Source organism: Phyllobacterium sp. (assembly GCF_037994405.1).
In the GTDB taxonomy this organism is placed as follows: domain Bacteria; phylum Pseudomonadota; class Alphaproteobacteria; order Rhizobiales; family Rhizobiaceae; genus Phyllobacterium.
Window position 1 is genome coordinate 1 of record NZ_JBBNAN010000374.1, and the last position, 19,917, is coordinate 19,917.

General features: G+C 57.7%; 16 protein-coding genes, 1 tRNA gene and 1 pseudogene. 14 read left to right on the forward strand and 4 right to left on the reverse strand.

Annotated elements, in window-relative coordinates:
• Positions 1–2 precede the first annotated feature (2 nt).
• The 8 genes and pseudogenes from puuE to AAAC48_RS20975 all read left to right on the forward strand — a co-directional run.
• Positions 3–902: pseudogene (puuE, locus tag AAAC48_RS20940) on the forward strand (allantoinase PuuE); the annotation flags it as partial.
• A 147-nt stretch (positions 903–1,049) separates the two neighbouring features.
• Complete coding sequence (locus AAAC48_RS20945) at positions 1,050–1,556, forward strand: ureidoglycolate lyase (RefSeq protein ID WP_340656043.1); 507 nt, start codon at positions 1,050–1,052, stop codon at positions 1,554–1,556.
• Positions 1,557–1,615: 59 nt separating this feature from the next.
• Positions 1,616–3,052 (forward strand): xanthine dehydrogenase small subunit, encoded by a 1,437-nt coding sequence (gene xdhA, locus AAAC48_RS20950; RefSeq protein ID WP_340656044.1) that lies wholly within the window; start codon positions 1,616–1,618, stop codon positions 3,050–3,052.
• Between the two features lie 253 nt (positions 3,053–3,305).
• The gene (gene xdhB / locus AAAC48_RS20955) at positions 3,306–5,618 is read left to right on the forward strand and encodes a xanthine dehydrogenase molybdopterin binding subunit (protein WP_340656045.1); all 2,313 of its coding nucleotides are present in this window, start codon (positions 3,306–3,308) and stop codon (positions 5,616–5,618) included.
• Positions 5,615–6,118 (forward strand): 2-oxo-4-hydroxy-4-carboxy-5-ureidoimidazoline decarboxylase, encoded by a 504-nt coding sequence (gene uraD / locus AAAC48_RS20960; protein WP_340656046.1) that lies wholly within the window; start codon positions 5,615–5,617, stop codon positions 6,116–6,118. The genes xdhB and uraD overlap by 4 nt, the downstream gene beginning before the upstream one ends.
• 9 nt (positions 6,119–6,127) lie before the next feature.
• Positions 6,128–6,481 (forward strand): hydroxyisourate hydrolase, encoded by a 354-nt coding sequence (gene uraH / locus AAAC48_RS20965; RefSeq protein WP_340656047.1) that lies wholly within the window; start codon positions 6,128–6,130, stop codon positions 6,479–6,481.
• 246 nt (positions 6,482–6,727) lie between these two features.
• A complete protein-coding gene (locus AAAC48_RS20970; RefSeq protein WP_340656048.1) occupies positions 6,728–8,596 on the forward strand; it encodes a nucleoside-diphosphate sugar epimerase/dehydratase in 1,869 nt (622 codons plus the stop codon).
• 99 nt (positions 8,597–8,695) lie between these two features.
• Complete coding sequence (locus tag AAAC48_RS20975; protein ID WP_340656049.1) at positions 8,696–9,619, forward strand: glycosyltransferase; 924 nt, start codon at positions 8,696–8,698, stop codon at positions 9,617–9,619.
• Between the two features lie 10 nt (positions 9,620–9,629).
• On the opposite strand, the gene AAAC48_RS20980 is transcribed toward AAAC48_RS20975, so the two are convergent.
• A complete protein-coding gene (locus AAAC48_RS20980; protein WP_340656050.1) occupies positions 9,630–10,625 on the reverse strand; it encodes a glycoside hydrolase in 996 nt (331 codons plus the stop codon).
• A gap of 165 nt (positions 10,626–10,790) precedes the next feature.
• Here AAAC48_RS20980 and AAAC48_RS20985 point away from each other — a divergent pair.
• The 5 genes from AAAC48_RS20985 to cysQ all read left to right on the forward strand — a co-directional run bounded on the left by AAAC48_RS20985 (position 10,791) and on the right by cysQ (position 16,422).
• Positions 10,791–10,865, forward strand: a tRNA-Gln gene (locus tag AAAC48_RS20985).
• A gap of 124 nt (positions 10,866–10,989) precedes the next feature.
• Positions 10,990–11,919, forward strand: coding sequence for a ribokinase (gene rbsK, locus AAAC48_RS20990; RefSeq protein ID WP_340656051.1), 930 nt, complete (start codon positions 10,990–10,992; stop codon positions 11,917–11,919).
• Between the two features lie 645 nt (positions 11,920–12,564).
• A complete protein-coding gene (gene cysD, locus AAAC48_RS20995) occupies positions 12,565–13,470 on the forward strand; it encodes a sulfate adenylyltransferase subunit CysD (protein WP_340656052.1) in 906 nt (301 codons plus the stop codon).
• Positions 13,470–15,419 carry a sulfate adenylyltransferase subunit CysN gene (gene cysN / locus AAAC48_RS21000; RefSeq protein WP_340656053.1) on the forward strand — a complete coding sequence of 650 codons (1,950 nt, stop codon included), beginning with the start codon at positions 13,470–13,472 and terminating at the stop codon, positions 15,417–15,419. The genes cysD and cysN overlap by 1 nt, the downstream gene beginning before the upstream one ends.
• A gap of 193 nt (positions 15,420–15,612) precedes the next feature.
• A complete protein-coding gene (gene cysQ / locus AAAC48_RS21005; RefSeq protein WP_340656054.1) occupies positions 15,613–16,422 on the forward strand; it encodes a 3'(2'),5'-bisphosphate nucleotidase CysQ in 810 nt (269 codons plus the stop codon).
• A gap of 3 nt (positions 16,423–16,425) precedes the next feature.
• Here the strand turns inward: cysQ and AAAC48_RS21010 are convergent, their stop codons facing one another.
• A complete protein-coding gene (locus tag AAAC48_RS21010; protein ID WP_340656055.1) occupies positions 16,426–17,418 on the reverse strand; it encodes an iron ABC transporter permease in 993 nt (330 codons plus the stop codon).
• A 205-nt stretch (positions 17,419–17,623) separates the two neighbouring features.
• Positions 17,624–17,749 (reverse strand): hypothetical protein, encoded by a 126-nt coding sequence (locus tag AAAC48_RS21015; RefSeq protein WP_340656058.1) that lies wholly within the window; start codon positions 17,747–17,749, stop codon positions 17,624–17,626.
• A 133-nt stretch (positions 17,750–17,882) separates the two neighbouring features.
• Between AAAC48_RS21015 and AAAC48_RS21020 the strand changes: the two genes are divergently transcribed.
• Positions 17,883–18,920 (forward strand): IS110 family transposase, encoded by a 1,038-nt coding sequence (locus AAAC48_RS21020; protein WP_340656056.1) that lies wholly within the window; start codon positions 17,883–17,885, stop codon positions 18,918–18,920.
• Positions 18,921–19,725: 805 nt separating this feature from the next.
• Here AAAC48_RS21020 and AAAC48_RS21025 read toward each other — a convergent pair.
• Positions 19,726–19,917: hypothetical protein (locus AAAC48_RS21025; protein WP_340656057.1), on the reverse strand; the 192-nt coding region annotated here is incomplete at its 5' end.

Here is a 19,917-nt window from a genome sequence, read left to right on the forward strand (position 1 = left end):
CCTTGTCTCACTATCCCCGCAATCTGATAGGCTACGGCCGCAATACGCCCGATCCGAAATGGCCGGGCGGCGCGAAGATCGCCGTGCAATTCGTGGTCAATTACGAGGAGGGCGGCGAGAGCTCGATCCTCGACAATGATCCCGCGTCCGAAAGTCTGCTGTCGGAAATCGTCGGGGCCCAGCCTTGGCCCGGCCAGCGCAATCTCAACATGGAATCGATCTATGAATATGGGTCGCGCGCCGGTTTCTGGCGGTTATGGCGCATGTTCACCAGCCGCAAGATACCTGTCACTGTCTATGGCGTGACGCTCGCCATGGCGCGCAATCCGGAAGCCGTCGCCGCCATGAAGGAAGCAGATTGGGAGATCGCCAGCCATGGTCTGCGCTGGCTCGAATACAAGGATTTCCCGGAAGATCTTGAGCGCCAGCATATTCATGAGGCAGTGCGACTGCATACGGAAATCACCGGCTCGCGCCCGCTCGGCATTTATCAGGGCAAGCCTTCCGACAATACGCTGAAGATCGTCATGGAGGAGGGCGGGTTTGTCTATTCCGCCGACAGCTATGCCGACGAACTGCCCTATTGGGTGGACGGTCCGAAGGGGCCGCATCTCATCGTACCTTACACGCTTGATGCCAATGACATGCGCTTTGCGACGCCGCAGGGATTTAATTCCGGCGATCAGTTCTTCACCTATCTTAAGGATACGTTCGACGTGCTCTACCGCGAGGGCAAGGAGGGCACGCCAAAGATGATGTCGATCGGGCTGCATTGCCGGTTGGTCGGGCGCCCGGGGCGTGCTGCTGCGCTGGAGCGGTTCCTCGATTATGTGCAGCACCATGAAGAGGCCTGGATCACGCGCCGTATCGATATCGCCCGGCATTGGCATGAACACCACCGAGACCTTTGACAAATCCACCCCCATGGCCATCTGATGCGACTTTCCACGCCTTCGGTGCTCATGGACGAAAATGTCCACTGCGCTCCGGTTCTCGAAAACCGTACCAGCTCACTCATCACGCAGAATTTTTTCATAAGGTCTCCCACAATGGTAACGATCATTCTTGAAGTCCGGCCGCTAACGAAAGCGGCGTTCGCGCCGTTCGGCGATGTGATCGAAACCGAGGGCGCCGAAATGCGCCTGATCAACAACGGGACGACAGAACGCTATCACGATCTCGCCAATGTCGATGTGACGGGTGAGGGCGCGCGGGTGCTCGTCAATATCTTTCGGGGCAAGGCATTTGCGCCGCCTGTCGATATCAGCATGCTGGAGCGCCATCCGCTCGGCAGCCAGGCTTTCATGCCGCTGCAGAACCGGCCATTTGTTGTCGTTGTGGCAGGGGATCAAGGCGGACGGCCAGGACAACCGGTCGCCTTCCTTTGCCGGGGCAATCAGGGCGTCAATTATGGCCGCAACGTCTGGCATCACCCGCTGATCTCGCTTCAGCAAGTGTCGGATTTTCTGGTGGTCGACCGCGGCGGCGAGGGCAACAATCTCGACGAGTTTTTCTTTGACGATGTGGTCTACAGGATTGAAAAGCTTGCCGTTTGAATGAACCGAACAGTGCTTTTCCCTTGACGGGTGCACGTCGCCGGTTGAAGCTGGCAATCATGTCACAAACGATACGCTTTTTTCTCAATGGTCAGGCGCAAGAAGTTTCCGTTCGTCCGGATATGACAGTGCTGGACTGGCTGCGCAGCGCGCCGCGATTGACTGGTACAAAAGAAGGTTGCGCCGAGGGCGATTGCGGTGCGTGTTCGGTGCTGATCGGCGATCCATGGTTCGACGAAGCACACCATGAGGGTGGTAGCGTCCATTATCATGCTGCCAATAGTTGTATTCTCGCCATGGGCCAGATCGATGGCCGCGCTCTCGTCACCGTCGAGGGTCTGAAGGGCGAACAGCTGCACCCGGTGCAGGAGGCGATGGCGGAAAACGGCTCGTCGCAATGCGGCTTCTGCACGCCGGGCATCGTGATTTCGCTGGCGGGGCTGGTGGCGAACAATGCTGAAGCCAATGACAACGACATCCACGATGCGCTGGCGGGCAATCTCTGCCGCTGCACCGGCTACCGGCCCATCGTCGAAGCCGCTCGCAAGGTGATTGGCACCGGTGGCGCAACGATTTCGGGGCCGCAGGTGGCAGCGTTTGAAACGATCGAACCGCACGCTACGATTTCGGCTACCGGCTCGACATTTCATCAGCCGGCATTGCTGAATGTTCTCCTGCAACTGCGCAAGGAGAAGCCCGAGGCGATCTTGCTCGGCGGCGGGACCGATCTTGGCGTCGCGCTTGCGGATTATCACGCCGACTGGGCCGAAGTGATATCGCTCGCCCATGTCAGCGAACTGCGGGCGATCCGGGAGACCGATAATCATTTGAGTTTCGGCGCTGCCGTCACGTGGGAAGAGGTGCTGGACCGGATCGCCGGCTTATACCCGTCCTTCGCCACGCTCATCCGCCGCTTTGGCTCGACGCAGATACGCTCCATGGGAACCATCGGTGGCAATATCGGCACGGCGAGCCCGATCGGCGATGGTCCACCTGCATTGATTGCGCTCGGCGCGGAGGTCGAGCTTGCCTCGCTGAGCGGTCATCGTTTCCTGCCGCTCGAAGACTTCTTCCTCGATTACCGCAAGACCGAACTGCGCCCCGATGAAGTGATCGCGTCGGTGTCGATTCCTAAACCGCGGGAGGGCCAGGAATTCCGCGTCTACAAGATATCCAAGCGATACGACCAGGATATCTCGACGGTCTGCGCGGCGTTTTCCATTGTCCGTGAAGAGGGGCAGGTCCGCAGTGCCCGTATTGCCTTTGGCGGCATGGCGGCAACGCCGCAGCGGGCCGGTCAGGCGGAACAGACTCTCGTTGGAAGCGGCTTCGACCGAAAGGCAATCGACGCCTGTTCTGCCGCCATCGCGGCGCAATTCAAGCCTTTGACCGATTGGCGCGGCAGCGCCGATTACCGGTTGACGGTGGCAGCCAATCTGGCGGAACGCTTCTGGCGCGATGTGGCTGGCGAGGTCGTGGAGGTGATGGCGCTATGAATATTGACGCAATTCCCTCAGAAAGCTTCGCGGTCCGGAGTTCATTGCGACGTTGCCGCCTCTTACCCTCCCCCTGGTGGGGAGGGGCGGAGCGAAGCGACGGGGAGGGGTGTTGCTCGCGACATAGAAATAACAACGCAGTTGGGCGTTTGAGCACTGCCAAAGACCCCTCCCTGCTGCTGCGCAGCCTCCCTCCCCACAATGGGGAGGGCAAGGCGGGGTCTGAGCGATTCCACGAACAGTGGAGTTCGCTATGAATATTGATGCCAAGATCGTCCATCGCAGCATTGTCGGTAAAGGCATTGCTCATGATTCCGCGGCCCGACACGTCTCCGGTGAGGCGAACTACATCGACGACATGCCGGAATTGCCGGGCACGCTCCACGCAGCCTTTGTCCTGTCGCCGGTTGCGCATGGCAGGCTCAAGGGGTTCGATGCATCCGAAGCGCTGGCGATGGACGGCGTTGCCGGCGTCTGGTCGGCGAAGGATGTCCCCGGCCACAATGAAGTCGGGCCTATTCTCCATGGCGAAACGCTGTTTGCCGAAGACATTGTCGATCATGAGGGACGGGTGATCGCAGTCGTCGCTGCGCAGGATTTCGAAACCGCCTACCGCGCGGCAAAGCGCGTCAAGCTGGACATCGATCAGCTGGAACCGGTGCTTGACGTAGAGGAAGCGCATCGGCGCAGGAGTTATGTCCTGCCACCGCAGGAAGTGATCGAGGGGGATGTCGACACCGCGCTGGCCAGTGCCCCTCACGTCCTGTCCGGCAAGCTGCATATGGGCGGCCAGGACCATTTCTATCTGGAAACCCACATCGCCTATGCCGTTCCAGGCGAGAACGGCGAAATGCTGGTTTATTCCTCAACGCAGCATCCAACCGAGGTGCAGCACCATGTGGCGGGTATCCTCGGCCTCCACGCGAATGCAGTTGAATGCCAGGTGCGGCGCATGGGCGGCGGGTTCGGGGGCAAGGAAAGCCAGCCGACCATCATCGCCGGCGCCGCGGCGCTCGTGGCTGCCAAGACCGGCAAGCCGTGCAAGTTGCGGTTGAAACGCCGTGATGACATGGCAGGTACTGGCAAGCGTCACGATTATGTCGCCAACTGGAAGGTCGGGGTGGACAATAGGGGCCGCATTCTCGGCCTCGATGTCGAATATCTGGCGCGGGCGGGTAATCTGCCGGACCTGACTGGACCTGTCATCACCCGCACGCTGACCCACACGGACAATTCCTATTATATTCCGCATGCGCGATTCATTGGCCATGCCTGCAAGACCAACACCGTATCCAACACCGCGTTTCGAGGCTTTGGCGGGCCGCAAGGCATCATAACCATCGAATCCATCGTCGATACCATTGCCCGCGAGCTGAAGCTCGACCCCAACAATGTCCGCGCCATCAACTATTATGGCGAGGACACCGGCGACATGACGCCTTACGGCCAGCAGGTTGAGGATAACCGCCTTGTCGAAGTGACCGAGGCGGTCATGGCATCCGCTGACTGGAAGCGCCGCCGCGCCGAAATCGATGCGCACAATGCGGAAAATCCGGTGATCCGGCGCGGTTTGGCAATGATGCCGGTCAAGTTCGGCATATCGTTCAATCTAACCTCACTCAATCAGGCTGGCGCGCTGGTGCATGTCTATCTGGACGGGTCGATCTTCCTCAACCATGGCGGTACGGAGATGGGGCAGGGCCTTTTCGTCAAGGTCGCTCAGGTTGTTGCCGAGGTGTTTCAGGTCGACCTCGACATGGTGCGAATTTCTTCAACCGCGACGGGCAAGGTGCCGAACACCAGCGCGACGGCTGCCTCTACCGGCTCTGACCTCAACGGCATGGCCGCCTTCAAGGCGGCGACGGCGATCAAGGCGCGCATGACGAGGGTGGCCGCCGAGCATTTCGACGTCGAAGAGGATGTGATCGTTTACCGCGAAGGGCGTGTCCACGCCGGAAATGAGTCAATCTCGTTTGGCGAGTTGGCGAAAATGGCCTGGGCCAAGCGGGTTCAGCTTTCGGAAGCCGGGCATTATGCGACGCCAAAGATCCATTGGGACGGCAAGACGATGAAGGGCCGGCCCTTCTTTTATTTCAGCTATGGCGCTGCGGTGGCGGAAGTTGCCGTCGACACACTCACCGGAGAAACACGCTGCCTGCGCGCCGATATTCTGCAGGATGTCGGTTCGCCGCTCAATCCGGCTATCGATCTTGGCCAGATCGAAGGGGCGTTCGTGCAGGGCATGGGCTGGGTGACTTGCGAGGAACTCTGGTGGGACAAGGCGGGACGCCTGTGCACCGTCGGTCCGTCGACCTACAAGATACCGGGATCTCGTGACGTGCCGCCGCAATTCAATGTGCGCATCCTCGACAACATGCCGAACCGGGAAGAGACCGTGTTCCGTTCCAAGGCAATCGGCGAACCGCCGTTAATGCTGGGTATATCGATCTGGCTCGCTATTCGTGACGCCATCGCTTCGATCCGGGGCGGTGTACCGCAGCTGGATTCGCCGGCGACACCGGAAAATGTCCTGCGCTCGATACAGAGCGAGAGGGCACGCAAATGACGCTTGAGCAGTTGAACAATTCAGGCACGGAGGACTTTGTCGCGGCGCTGGGCGGCATTTTTGAGCACTCGCCATGGGTCCCTGAAGCAGTGGCGGAGATGCGGCCGTTTTCCAGCGTCGAACGCCTGCATGAAGCGATGGTGGTTGCCGTGGAGAAGGCGGGGCAGGTCGCCCAGCTCGGACTCATTCGCGCCCACCCGGATCTGGCCGGAAAGGCAGCACGGCAGGGCAGTCTCACGGCAGAATCCACCAGTGAACAGAAGGGCGCGGGCCTCGATCGGCTGACTGACAGTGAATTCGAGGAATTCCACCGGTTGAACAATGCCTATCAGAGCCGTTTCGGTTTCCCGTTTATCCTTGCGGTACGTGGCCACGACAAGCATTCGATCATGGCGGCGTTCCGCCGGCGCCTGGACCACAATGCCGGGGAGGAAGTCGCCGAAGCGTTGCGTCAGATTGCGCTCATTGCACGTTTTCGCCTTCAAGATTTAATTGCCTGAGGGGATTTGATGGGAAAGTTATCCACACATGTGCTCGATACGGCCGCAGGCAGCCCCGCAGCGGGCATGGCATTGACGCTGTATCGGATCGGCGAAGGCGATCGTGAATTGCTCAAGACGGTCGTCACAAATGCTGACGGCCGTACCGATAAACCTTTGTTGTCATCCGACGAAATGAAAGTCGGCCGTTACGAGCTGATCTTCTTTGTCGAGGATTATTTCAAACACAAGATGGTTGTTTTGGACACGCCGGCCTTTCTCGACGAGGTTCCCATCCGCTTTGCCATCTCGGACGTCGAGGCTAACTACCATGTGCCGCTGCTGGTGACACCGTGGTCGTACTCGACCTATCGGGGGAGCTGAGAGACCTTTTGATATCTTCACCCTAATGGACTGAAAAGAACCCGGACCAGCTGGCAAGTCTTGCTCGGGGTCTATTTCATGAGGTAAGGATGGAGGGGCGGGCGCAAGCCTGCTCCTCTCTACGGTCCACGATATATCGAGTTTCCTGTTGATTTCCAAGCACGTCGTGATTGATCACCAAACGAGCATTGCATTTTGATTACCCTATGCTACTGGTCTGGCGTTTATTCCGAACACCGAGGATCAATGAAATTGGAAAATTTTCGGCAAAGCATCTCGATGATGCCGCGTCGTTATAAGCAACTGATCCTTGTCGTTTTCGACTTGATCGCGTTGGTATTCGCCGTTTGGTTCAGCTATCTGCTGAGATTCAGTGCGTTTTTCATCCCGAACAGCGAGCAGGCGCTTTTGATGGTTGCCGCGCCGCTGATCGGCTTGCCGGTATTCATTCGTTTCGGACTGTATCGATCGGTTATCCGCTACCTGCCTGACAGGGCGATCTGGACGATGATCCAGGCCGTGACGATCTCGGTTATCCTCTGGGTCTGCCTGGCATTCCTAACGCTCATGACCGGCGCTGCGGGCGTGCCGCGCGCCATACCGTTTCTATACTGGGTCGTGAGCATCGGACTAATCTGCGGCAGCCGTTTTGCTGCCAAGTGGCTGTTGTGGAGCCCCCTGCGCGAGCATTTGATGGCGCGGCAATGTCTCATATTCGGGGCAGGCGATGCCGGGCGGCAATTGGCCAATGCGTTGAGGAGTCAGAACGAGGTTTTCGTTGCCGGCTTTGTCGATGATGACAAGAGCCTGCATGGCATGGATATTCTTGGCATCCGCGTCTATCCGACGTCGCAGCTCGAGACGCTGATCGACAATTTCGGTATCAACGAGATGATCGTGACGACGTCTGCCTTGAGCGGCATCCAGCGCCGCCGGCTGATCGGGAGGTTGAAATCCCTCGATGTCAAGGTGCGAATCCTGCCGGCGATCTCGGACCTGACCGCTGGCAAATACCTCGTCAGCCATCTGCGCGATATCGATATCGACGACCTGCTTGGCCGCTCGCCGGTACCTGCGGACCCGACATTGCTCGACAAGACCGTCGAGAACCGTGTCATTCTCGTCACCGGGGCTGGTGGTTCGATCGGCTCGGAGCTGTGCCGCACCATCGTCAAACTCGCGCCGGCGAAGCTGGTGATCTTTGATGTCAACGAGCACAGCATCTATCAGCTCCACCGCGAACTGACATCGATCAGTGATTGCCAGATCGTACCTGTTCTTGGCTCCATCAGCGATGCTCCATTGATCAGGTCTGTCCTTGACGCTCACAAGGTGGAAAATGTTTATCATTGTGCGGCTTACAAACACGTTCCGCTCGTCGAAGAAAACGTCGTCGAGGGCGCCCGTAACAATGTGATCGGCACCGACATTCTGGCCGGGATGTCGCGTGAAGCCGGTGTTCGCAACTTTGTTCTCATTTCGTCCGACAAGGCAGTCCGGCCATCGAATGTCATGGGTGCGACAAAGCGCTGGGCGGAACTCATCGTGCGCTATCACGGCAATCTGGCGAGCAAGAATGGCACCGGTCAGATCTTTGCGTCGGTTCGCTTCGGCAATGTCATCGGATCGAGCGGTTCGGTCGTGCCACTGTTCCGTGAGCAGATCGCGCATGGCGGTCCGCTCACCGTTACACACGACGACATGACACGCTATTTCATGTCGGTGCGCGAGGCGGCGGAACTGATCATTCAGGCCGGCGCGCTGTCTGGAGGAGGCGACATTCTGTTGCTCGAAATGGGCGAGGCGGTTCGCATTCGCGATCTGGCAGAGAACATGATTCTGCTGGCTGGGCTCTCGGTCAAGGACAGCAGCAATCCGGACGGTGATATTGAAATCGTGACGGTTGGCATACGCGAAGGTGAAAAGTTGCACGAGGAATTGTTCTACGATCCGACGGGCGTTTCCCCGACGAGCCATTCGAAGATTCTCCGGGCCAAGCGCAGTGTCAATTCCGTGGATCATTTGCCCGAAGCAGTCGCCGAATTGCGCCGTTTGATCGACCAGCGCGACACAGACGCGGTTCGCAAGCTCCTCTTCGACTGCGCGAGCGCGTAAGGATTTGCGTTAAATTTGGTGGCGTGATCTCAATCTTGGCCATTTTGATGTGCACAAGCGGGCGGCGCTGAGCTAGATACAAACCAAGGTTGAGTATTGTTGAAACGCACACCATCATCGGGAAGGGTGGCCGTCCTTATGGCGACTTGCAATGGCGCGGCGTTCCTGGATGATCAACTGTCATCCATCGCTGCGCAGACCTATCCCGATATCGATCTATGGGTGTCCGACGGCGGATCGACCGACGCGACGGTCTCGATCCTCAGCGACTGGACCCAACGCTGGACAAAAGGGCGGATACATACCCTGCGAGGTCCAAGACAAGGCAGGGCCGCCAATTTCCGGTCGCTGATCGTCAATCCCAACATCCAGGCCGATTATTTCGCCTTTGCTGACCAGAACGACCTGTGGGAGGCGGACAAGATCGCCGCCTCGGTTCGCTGGATCGAACAGAACGCCTTTGCGGTACCGTCGGTATTTTGCTCGCGGACTATCACGATCGGGCAAGACGGGGCCGTGGTGGGGTCCTCACAAGAATCCAGCAGCGATCCGGATTTCCGCAATGCTCTTGTGGAGAATATCGCGACCGGAAATACGATGCTTTACAACAGGATGGCGCATGATCTTCTGGTACAATCCTGCCAGAAAGCCGAATTCTCGAGCCACGACTGGTGGCTCTATCTGATCGTCACAGGTGCAGGCGGGGTTGTTCATCACGATTCACTGGCGCTTGTGCGTCAACGCCAACTGGACGGCGGAGGTGGCTGGTGGGCGAGGACTGCCTACGTGAAGCAACTTGTCGCTGATCGCTTTGCCGGACCAGCCGATCTTAACATGCAAGCATTGATCCGAAACAGCGATCTGCTTACAGAAGAAGCGCAGGAGATTTGCGACCTCTACTGGAAGGTGCGGTCAGACAATTTCATCAAGCGGCTCTATTATCTGCGCAAGTCCGGCGTCTACCGGCAAACGACCTGGGGACAGGCGAAGCTCTATCTAGTCGCGTTGTTGCGCCGGCTCTGAGCAATACAGGCTAAGAATTCTTGCTGCGGAAACGGTAGAGGAGAAGCGTGGCTGCAATCACTGCAACCGGCATGCCGACCATGCGAGGCAGGCCATGCTGCGCTGACGCAACCGCACAGGCTCCGAGAACAAGATTGAGCGCGCCGACGCTGAGGACCACCTGCCAGACAGACCAGCCGGAGCGCCTGGCAATCTGGTAGGCATGTTTGGAGTGGGCTGCCAAAATGTTCTCGCCCGCAGCCAGTCGCATCAGGAGCGTCGATGTGGCATCGGCGATGAAAAACAGCGGCAGAATTAGCCCTGTCCAGACGGACGTGTCACGGGCTGCGAGGAAGAAGGCCAGGCCGCTCAACAAGCCCATAGGCAGGCTTCCCGAATCGCCGAGGAAGACCAGCGCTTTTGGCCGGTTGAAGACGGCAAAACCTGCAAGGCCGCCAGCAATCGAAGCGGCAAGACTGCCTGTGCCAATTGCCGCCAGCCCGAACGCCGAAAAACCTGCCAGCAATGCCAGAGGTATGCCCAAGCCGGAGACCACCATCAGGTCGAGCCCGTCCATGAAGTTCGTCAGATTGATGAAGTAGACGAGAGCCAGAACGAGAAGGCCGCGCTCCAGAAAGAACGGCAGCAGTTCCGGCAGCAGGCGGAAATCCGGGCCAAGGCCATAGATCGCAATAGCGGATGCGAGGAGCTGTGACACCAGCCGGATGCTTTCCGGCAGGTGATGGCGGTCGTCGAGGAAGCCGGTAACCCACAGAACGAGGGTTGCAATGGCCATGGCAGCGAGGAACTGCAGGTTCAGGCCGCTTTCCAGTCCGAAGATCCAGAGCGATGCGATGATCGCCGGCACGATGGCGAGGCCGCCAAGCTGCCGCGCCGCCTGGGTGTGATTGGAACGTTCCGTAACCGCCGCACCAAGAAAATTTGCGGGGAGCACGCGAATGATGATCGCCAGCAGCACGACACTTGCAACGGCAGCGGCAAGAAAAGGGGCAATGATCGCAGTCAAGCGTGAATATCCTCGAGGTGAAACGCGCTCACCCTTGTCATGAAAATAATGCGGAAACAATTGTGAAGAGCGACAAACTGGCCGATCATTCGCATTGCGCAAGCTGGAACCAGAGGTTATAAGGCCGCGCTGTCTCGCGGATTGTTCAAATCAGCGCGGACATGTTGGGGCGTAGCCAAGTGGTAAGGCAGCGGTTTTTGGTACCGCCATTCGGAGGTTCGAACCCTCCCGCCCCAGCCACGATCTCTTTCTTTTACGACCTCACCGTGAATGCATTCCCACAGCGATGTGGCGCAGCAGGCATTCCTTTCTCGAAAATCATTGATATAGATCATTCCCCAAAGTTCTGAGGAGGATAACCAGCATGGCACACCGTATCGCCGTCGTCGGCAGCAACATGACCGATCTCGTCACATCGATCATCCGGATGCCTGCGCCAGGCGAAACGCTGGAAGCGCCATCATTCTCCATGGGTTTTGGCGGCAAGGGCGCCAATCAGGCGGTGGCTGCCGCGAGGCTTGGCGCCGAAGTGATGATGGTCACGAAAGTTGGCGAGGATGTCTTCGGTCAAAGCACGATCAACAATCTCAAGAGCAATGGCATCGATGTTTCCCATGTCGGCACAGTGGCGGGCAAGTCGAGCGGCGTTGCTCCCATCTTTGTCGATGAGAGCGGCGAGAACTCAATCCTCATCATCAAGGGCGCCAACAACGATTTGAAGCCTGCCGATATCGATGCGGCCGCCGAAGACCTGAAGCGCTGCGATCTAATCCTGATGCAGTTGGAAGTGCCGCTCGAGACAGTCTACTACACGATCGCCTTCGCCGATCGCCATGGCATCGCGACGGTCCTCAATCCCGCGCCCGCCGCACCCGATCTCGATCCAAAACAGGTGGTCAAGGCGACCTTCCTCGTTCCCAACGAAACGGAACTTGCCCTTTTGACCGGTATGCCGACCGGCACCGACGCGGAAATCGAAAACGCAGCGCGCTCTCTGATCGACAAGGGCATTCGTACTGTCATCGTCACCATGGGCTCGCGCGGTGCGCGGCTGATTACTGCGCATGCGTCGACGCTCATCGAGCCGCTCCAGGTCAAGCCGAAAGACACGACCGGGGCAGGCGATGCTTTCATCGGCAGCTTCGCACGCTACTATGTCGAAAGCGGCGAACTCGAAGCTTCGCTCAGAAAAGCTGCGCTTTACGCCGGCGATTCGATCACGCGCGAGGGTACCCAGAAGTCCTACGCGACGGCCGAGGAGTTCAACGCATTCATGACGCGCCTTGAGCGGTAATAGAACTGTGGAATGAATAGTCTTGACCGTATTGTCGGGATCGTCGCCGGAAGTCTGGCCGCGCTGAATATCGTTGGATTGGTGACAGCCAGCTGAAGAAATGGCGAAGCTTGGTGCCACATCACGGAATATGATCAAAGGCGTATGACTGAGGCGACAGGGCTTCGTTTGTTTCCGATTGAAGAATTCGAAGTGGTTATCGCGTACAAGGACTTGAGCAATAACGCTCATTTTATCCACTTCAACACTGGCATAGGCCCTGAAGGCCAGCATCGCGAAACTTGTGTCTCAAAGCCTCAGGCGCGGCTGTTGTTTGTGCCAGATGGCGGCCGTTGACAAGGCAGTTGATCCTGTTAATCTCTACTAATCAGGTAGTGATGACAGGAGGATCATTTTTCCACCGATCGAAGATTTTAAAAAAGCCGGACTCCGGCTCAGTCGCTCAATGGAATAGTGTTCTGATATTTTGTCTTTCGCGGCAATAAATTGGCGTGGATTTCGCTCGCCTTGTGAAACCATCCTTTTCTTAATTCTCCCCCTTCCACTATGTTTGCGCCAAGTACCGGCAGTTTGAATGACGCCGAAAATTTGGATCGATGTTCGTTGCTTGGCTGACGTCACGCGACAGAGTGGATAGTGATTTTCATGACCAAGAACCTGACGCATCTCCAGCGTCTTGAAGCCGAAGCAATTCATATTTTCCGTGAGGTGGCGGCGACATTCACCAATCCGGTGATGCTCTATTCCATCGGCAAGGATTCATCCGTCATGTTGCATCTGGCGATGAAGGCGTTTTATCCGGCCAAGCCGCCATTTCCCTTTCTGCATGTTGATAGCAAGTGGAAATTCAAGGAGATGATCACGTTTCGTGATTCAGAAGCGAAACGCCTCGGCTTCGATCTTCTCGTCCACAGCAATCAGGAAGGCATCGAGCAGGGCATTGGCCCGTTCGAACATGGTTCCAACACGCACACCCACATCATGAAGACGGTTGCGCTCCGGCAGGCGCTCGACAAATACGGTTTTGACGCGGCCTTCGGTGGCGCGCGGCGCGACGAGGAAAAGTCCCGTGCCAAGGAGCGGATATTCTCGTTCCGCAACGCACAGCATTCGTGGGACCCGAAAAACCAGCGGCCGGAAATGTGGAAGATCTACAACACCCGCGTCGCCAAGGGCGAATCGATCCGCGTTTTTCCGATCTCCAACTGGACCGAACTCGATATCTGGCAATACATCATGCAGGAGGACATTCCGATCGTTCCGCTGTATTTCGCAGCCAAGCGGCCGGTGGTCGAGCGCGACGGCATGCTGATCATGCGCGATGATGAGCGGATGAAGCTTTTGCCGGGCGAAGTGCTGCAGGACAAGATGGTACGCTTCCGCACGCTCGGCTGCTATCCGCTGACTGGCGCCGTGGAATCCAACGCAGCAACACTGCCTGAAATCGTCAGCGAAATGCTGGTTGCGCGCACCTCCGAGCGGCAGGGCCGCATGATTGACAAGGATGAAGCGGGCTCCATGGAAAAGAAGAAGCGCGAGGGCTATTTCTGATGTCAAAACTAGCCCGGATCGAGCTTTCGGCCGCAGATGCCGCTGCCGAAGAAATCAATGCCTATATGGTTGAACAGGAAAAGAAGTCGCTGCTGCGGTTTCTCACCTGCGGTTCTGTCGATGACGGCAAGTCCACGCTGATCGGCCGCCTTCTCTATGACACCAAGCTGATCTTCGAGGATCAACTGGCGGCGCTCACCAATGACAGCCGCAAGCACGGCACCAATGGCGAGGATATCGATTTCGCGCTGCTGGTCGATGGGCTTGAAGCCGAGCGTGAACAGGGCATCACCATCGATGTCGCCTATCGCTTCTTCTCCACACCGAAGCGCAAGTTCATCGTTGCCGATACGCCCGGCCACGAACAATATACCCGCAATATGGCGACGGGTGCATCCACTGCGGACCTGGCGATTGTTCTCGTCGATGCGCGGCAGGGTGTCTTGCGCCAGACGAGGCGGCATAGTTTCATCGCCTCGCTGCTTGGCATTCGCAATATCGTCCTGGCGGTAAACAAGATCGATCTGGTGGATTATTCGCAGGATGTCTTCGACAAGATTGTTGCGGATTATCAGGCGTTTGCGGGCAAACTCGGATTCAATACAATACAGGCAATCCCGCTATCGGCGCGCTTTGGCGACAATGTCATCGCGCCATCCGCCAACCTTCCCTGGTACAAGGGGCCGGCGCTGTTGCAGCATCTGGAAAACCTGCCGCTGGATAGCGCGGATTCCGCGCGTCCATTCCGTTTCCCGGTCCAGTTCGTCAACCGGCCCAATCTCGATTTCCGCGGTTTCTCCGGTACCATCGCGTCAGGAACGGTTGCGCCTGGAGACGAGGTCGTTGTCGCCAAATCCGGCAAATCCTCTCGCGTAAAGCGTATCGTCACCTGGGACGGTGATCTCGAAAAAGCCAGCGAGGGACAGGCGGTCACGATCGTCCTGGAGGACGAGATCGAGGTCTCGCGCGGCAATATGCTGGTGGCACCGGATGCACGGCCGGAGGTGGCAGACCAGTTCGCCGCCCATCTGGTGTGGTTTGCCGAACATGCGCTGATCCCGGGCCGTTCCTATATCCTGCGCACGGAAACCGACCAGGTCACCGCGACGGTTACCGATCTCAAATATCGAGTCGATATCAACAGTTTCGCTGAGGTTGCAGCCAAGTCGCTTGACCTGAATGAAGTCGGCGTCGTCAATGTTTCGACGCAGGAACCCCTGGCATTTGATCCCTACAAGTCGAACCGTTCGACAGGGTCGTTCATCCTGATCGATCGCCTGACCAACGCGACGGTCGGCGCCGGGATGATCGACTTTGCCCTGCGCCGTGCGTCCAATGTGCACTGGCAGGCGCTTGACGTCGACAAGGCTTCGCGGGCAGCGCAGAAAGATCAGAAGCCGGCGGTGCTGTGGTTCACCGGGCTTTCGGGATCGGGCAAGTCGACGGTGGCTAATCTGGTCGAGAAGCGGCTTTCAGCGCTTGGCAAGCACACCTACATCCTCGACGGCGACAATGTTCGCCATGGTCTCAATCGTGATCTCGGCTTCACCGAAGAAGATCGCGTCGAAAATATCCGCCGGGTCGGCGAGGTGGCAAAGCTGATGGTGGACGCCGGCCTGATCGTGCTGGTGTCGTTCATTTCGCCCTTTATCACCGAGCGCCGCATGGTGCGCGAATTGCTGAGCGATGGCGAATTCATGGAAATCTTCGTCGACACGCCGTTCGAGGAATGCGCACGGCGCGATCCGAAGGGACTCTACGCCAAGGCTTTGCGTGGCGAGATCAAGAATTTCACCGGCGTGGATTCGCCCTACGAACCACCGGAAAACCCGGAACTTCATCTTAAGACTGTTGGCCGGACGACGGAAGAGCTTGCCTCGGAGGTCGAAAAGCTGCTCACTGAGCACGGGATTATCTTCAACTACGATCAGAGCTCGTGGTCGATCTAGCGCCAATTATCTCTCACCTTGCGGGAGAGAAAGCGAAGCTCTTGCTAAGTGCCAGAAATCGCAAGAGAGGGGCTTTGACAGCTTGAAGTATCCCCTCCCTTGGATTTTCTAAGGATTTAGCGAGGGCTAAACCCAAGAAAATCCTTTCTCCCCCACAAGGGGGAGATAAACAGCGCCACAAACTGGAAATCCCGTGACAGTATTTTCGCAATTTAGTTACATCTTCCTTCTCTCCATCTTTGAAGAGACGGCGATTGCTGCCGGCCAGGAAATCCTGCGCATCTACGAGGAAGGCTGCGACGTTGCGTTGAAAGACGACAAGTCGCCGGTTACCGCCGCGGACCATGCAGCCGAAGCCATCATTCTTGCAGCGCTGCGCCGTGCAACCCCCGATATTCCGGTCGTTGCGGAAGAGGAAATATCCGGCGGCCATGTGCCTGGCGATCTTGGGAACCGCTTCTGTCTGGTCGATCCGCTTGACGGGACCCGGGAATTCGTCAATCGCAATGGCGATTTCACGGTCAATATCGCCTTGATCGAGAATGGCACTCCGGTGCTTGGCATCGTCTATGCGCCGGCGCGCGGATGGCTGTTCACCGGCGGACCAGACGGCGCTGAGGAAGTGACCCTCGATCGCGACGGGAATACTGTTTCGCGCAAGGCGATCTCGTGTCGTATGGCGCCGGAACAGATGATTGCCGTTGCGAGCCGGTCGCACCGGACGCCGGAGACCGACGACTATCTCAAGGATTTCCCGATTGCAGACTGTGTGTCGGTCGGTTCGTCCATCAAATTTGGCCTGCTGGCACGGGGAGAGGCGGATATCTATCCACGCTTTGGCCGCACGATGGAGTGGGATACCGCCGCAGGCGATGCCGTGCTGCGCGCTGCTGGCGGGATAACGCTAACACTCGATGGCAAGCCGCTCACCTATGGCCGCCGCAACCAGGCCGACGATGCCGATTTCGCCAACCCGAATTTCGTTGCGCGCGGGAAGCTCTAGACGCTAACCCGGCCGCTTGCGCAGCAATGTCGTCACCACGAAGAACGCGCCGACGGAGCTCGTGACAATCCCGATCGGCAGTTCCTGAGGTGCAAGCAGCAGCCGCGCGGCAAGGTCGCTGAGGAGGACCAGCATCGCACCGAGCAACGCGCAGGTGACAATGAGACCGGCATGCAGCTGGCCGGCGAAGCGGCGGGCGATATGCGGGATCATCAGGCCGACAAATCCGATCACGCCGGCAACCGAAACGAAGATCGCGGTTGAGAATGCGCAGACGATGAACACCGTGTTGCGGGTGCGCGTGACGCGCACGCCGAGGCTTTCCGCCGTGTTCTCCCCGGCGAGAAACGCATCAAGATTGCGGTGGTTATAGAGGGCATAGACGAGGATGGCGCCAAGGCCGAGCAGTGCCAGCGGCAGATTATCCCAGCGCGCCAGGCCAAGACCGCCCAACGTCCAGAACAGCACAGAATGAGCAGCGCGCTGGTCGCCGGAAAAAACCATGTAGTTGGTGAGCGCGGCAAACAGGAACGAGACGGCGAGGCCGGCAAGGATCAGGCGCTCCGGTCCCTGTCCCTGCACGCGGCGCACCAGCAACAATACGATGACGGCGGCGAGCATGCCGCCGCTGAACGCAGCGACAGGCAGGGTCCAGATGCCGAAGCGATCGCCGAAAATGCTGATAACCGAGACGGCGCCAGCCGCAGCGCCAGAGGAGAGTCCGAACAGGAAGGGGTCAGCGAGATCATTGCGCGTCACCGTCTGCAGCATCGCGCCGATGATGCCGAGCCCGGCACCGACGCAGATGGCCAGCGCGACACGCGGAAGGCGCTGGTCGATGATGGTGCGTTCGATTGGCCCGGTGGTTGTCAGGTCGCTGAGGAAAGCAGCATGGCCGAGGGCATTCAAAACGTCGCTCAGGGGAATGATTGTCGAACCATAGGCAATGGAGGAGATGGTGAGGGCGATGACAAGCATCATACTTGTAGCGAGCATTATGTGTCGGTTAATTTGAGCAGGACTCATGGGGAAGGGACTCTCGCAACGTAATGGCGTCAGGTGCCGGTCATCTCTCCCCCACAAGGGGGGAGATAACCGCTTAAAATGCTTCCGGATGCATCGCCTTGGCAATCTTCGCGATGGCTTCAATATTGGCCGGGCCGGGAGTGAGTTCCGCATAGCTGGCGCCGGTTGTCGCCGCCTAGCAAGCGATGCGCGGCGTCGCGTTCATGACAGCGGTCACCTTTGTGGTCGAAGTCGGCGATGTCAGGCGCTTCGCGCGGCGACCGGATGTGAGGTTGATCAGGCTCAGGCCGAGCCGCGTCATGAGTTAGGGCTCAGATGGGATATCGGCTTTACGCCTCATCTTCGATCATTATGGGTTGTGGTGCTGCGCTTCTGGCTGATGGTAAACGAGGTCTGCAATGAAACAGCCTCAAGCATCGAAGGAGAAGCGCAGCATGAAACACTATAGCGGCCTGGACATATCGGTGAAAGAGACAGCGATCTGCATTCTTGATGAAACAGGCAAGATCTGCCGCGAAGTAAAGGCCGTCAGCCATCCTGATGACCTGATAGCAGTGCTGAAAGACCCCGCCTGGAATTTTGAGCGGATCGGCCTTGAAGCGGGTCCTTTGTCGCAATGGCTGTACGAGGGTCTCGCCAAGGCAGGGCTGCCGGTGACCTGCATCGAGACCAGACACACCAAGGCGTTCCTGAAAGCGCAGCCGAACAAGACGGATCGCAATGATGCACGCGGGATTGCCCAGATGATGCGGGTCAATCTCTATCGGCCGGTGCATGTGAAGACGTTGGCCAGCCAGAAGCGTCGGGCCTTGCTAACCGCACGCAAGCTTTTGCAGGAGAAGGCGATTGCCATCGAGAACGACATTCGCGGATTGTTGCGCAATTTCGGACTGAAGGTTGGCTTGGTCGGCGCGGTCAAATTCGAGGAGCGGATTGAGGAATTGGTGGAAGACAGGCCCGGTCTTGGCGAAATCATACAGTCCTTGCTCGCGGCTCGCAAACTGCTACGCGAAGAGTTCACCAAGCTGCACAAGAAGGTTTTGGATTTGGTCCGCGATGATGCAATCTGCCGCCTGTTGATGACGATCCCCGGCGTTGGACCCGTCGTCGCTCTAGCCTACACGGCAACAATCGATATTCCCGAGCGGTTTACGCACTCAAAGGCGGTGGGTCCTGTGCTTGGTTTGACGCCGAAGCTCAACGAATCTGGCGAAAGCAAACGGGTGGGGCGAATATCCTGTTGTGGCGACGATATGATGCGCAGCCTGCTCTACGAAGCAGCGCAAGTCTTGCTGACGCTCAGCAAAAAATGGTCGTGGCTGAAAGCATGGGCGATGAATATCGCCAAGCGTCGCGGCAGGCAGAAGGCCATCGTCGCCTTGGCACGGCGGCTTGCTGTTATCATGCATCGCATGTGGTGCGATGGAACGGAATTTTACTGGACAAGGGAAAATTTACCGGCGGCGGCCTGAGGGCGGTCGGTCCAATACAAAACGGTTCAATAGGAGGTACCCAGATCCACCATCCGGTGGAAGGATGTCCTTCGCAGGACGATGGATGGGGAGAGTTCGCCCAAGGTCTTGTTCCTCATGGAAAAACAGGAAGGACGCGGCTCAGATTGTTCCTCCCCATTCTCCTGATCCCATACTGGGGGGACCAATCGGTTGACCCCGAAGAGAAGCAAGAACCTGCGAAAGACATCAAATACCGGAAAACGGATGGCCAGAAAGAGTGCTTGACCTCAACACGCCGAATAGAGAAGACCGTGGATCCGACTACGAAGGAGAACTCGATGCCACCTGAATGAACCATTGACAAAAATCCTGATGTGAGGGATTCGAACGGCAGACTCTGCGAGCGGTTCCAGACGAGACATTATGCAAAAAGCACAGAACGGTACACCCTAGGCGTTTAACGGTGTTGCCCTGTGTTGCGCGCTCAATTTCACCCGACAAGTGCTCGTCGAGAAAGTGCGGCGCCGTTGGGCCCTTGGTGGGCACCGACAGCCCATTTGAAAAATACGGCAATCCTCAGGTTTTTCGTTTTGCTTGCAGATATGTCTCGCAGCCAATCGCAATGACGGCGAGATTCTTGGACAATCAGATGGCATTCCAAAGGTTAGAAAAGATCCGATGGGTTCCGGTTTTGGGCCTGTCGCTTTTGGTGTTCTTGTGCGCCGGTTGGCTGAACCTGCGTAGCTTCCTGTGGACGCACCCCTTAGACAGCATAATCCGCGTAAGCAAGCCATGTTGCGAACAATGGCAAATATAAGCGTTGTTATTTTGACCTGTTGTTATCGTTCGACTTTATTGTATTGAACCGTTGCAACGTGTTGTAACGTAAATTCCTGATTTCAACGGTGCCACCTTCTAGAACGGTGTAAACAACTTCCCCGTTCTTAGCTGTAGCGGTTTCACCGGGCTTTCCCTCACCTCTTATGATCTTGTTGACGGTTGCGAGCTGCGATGC

Coding starts and splice junctions, on each gene's coding strand:
- AAAC48_RS20945 (WP_340656043.1), top strand. CDS start 1,050: ATGGTAACGATCATTCTTGAAGTCCGGCCGCTAACGAAAGCGGCGTTC.
- xdhA (WP_340656044.1), top strand. CDS start 1,616: ATGTCACAAACGATACGCTTTTTTCTCAATGGTCAGGCGCAAGAAGTT.
- xdhB (WP_340656045.1), top strand. CDS start 3,306: ATGAATATTGATGCCAAGATCGTCCATCGCAGCATTGTCGGTAAAGGC.
- uraD (WP_340656046.1), top strand. CDS start 5,615: ATGACGCTTGAGCAGTTGAACAATTCAGGCACGGAGGACTTTGTCGCG.
- uraH (WP_340656047.1), top strand. CDS start 6,128: ATGGGAAAGTTATCCACACATGTGCTCGATACGGCCGCAGGCAGCCCC.
- AAAC48_RS20970 (WP_340656048.1), top strand. CDS start 6,728: ATGAAATTGGAAAATTTTCGGCAAAGCATCTCGATGATGCCGCGTCGT.
- rbsK (WP_340656051.1), top strand. CDS start 10,990: ATGGCACACCGTATCGCCGTCGTCGGCAGCAACATGACCGATCTCGTC.
- cysD (WP_340656052.1), top strand. CDS start 12,565: ATGACCAAGAACCTGACGCATCTCCAGCGTCTTGAAGCCGAAGCAATT.
- cysN (WP_340656053.1), top strand. CDS start 13,470: ATGTCAAAACTAGCCCGGATCGAGCTTTCGGCCGCAGATGCCGCTGCC.
- AAAC48_RS21010 (WP_340656055.1), bottom strand. CDS start 17,418: ATGCTCGCTACAAGTATGATGCTTGTCATCGCCCTCACCATCTCCTCC.
- AAAC48_RS21015 (WP_340656058.1), bottom strand. CDS start 17,749: ATGACGCGGCTCGGCCTGAGCCTGATCAACCTCACATCCGGTCGCCGC.
- AAAC48_RS21020 (WP_340656056.1), top strand. CDS start 17,883: ATGAAACACTATAGCGGCCTGGACATATCGGTGAAAGAGACAGCGATC.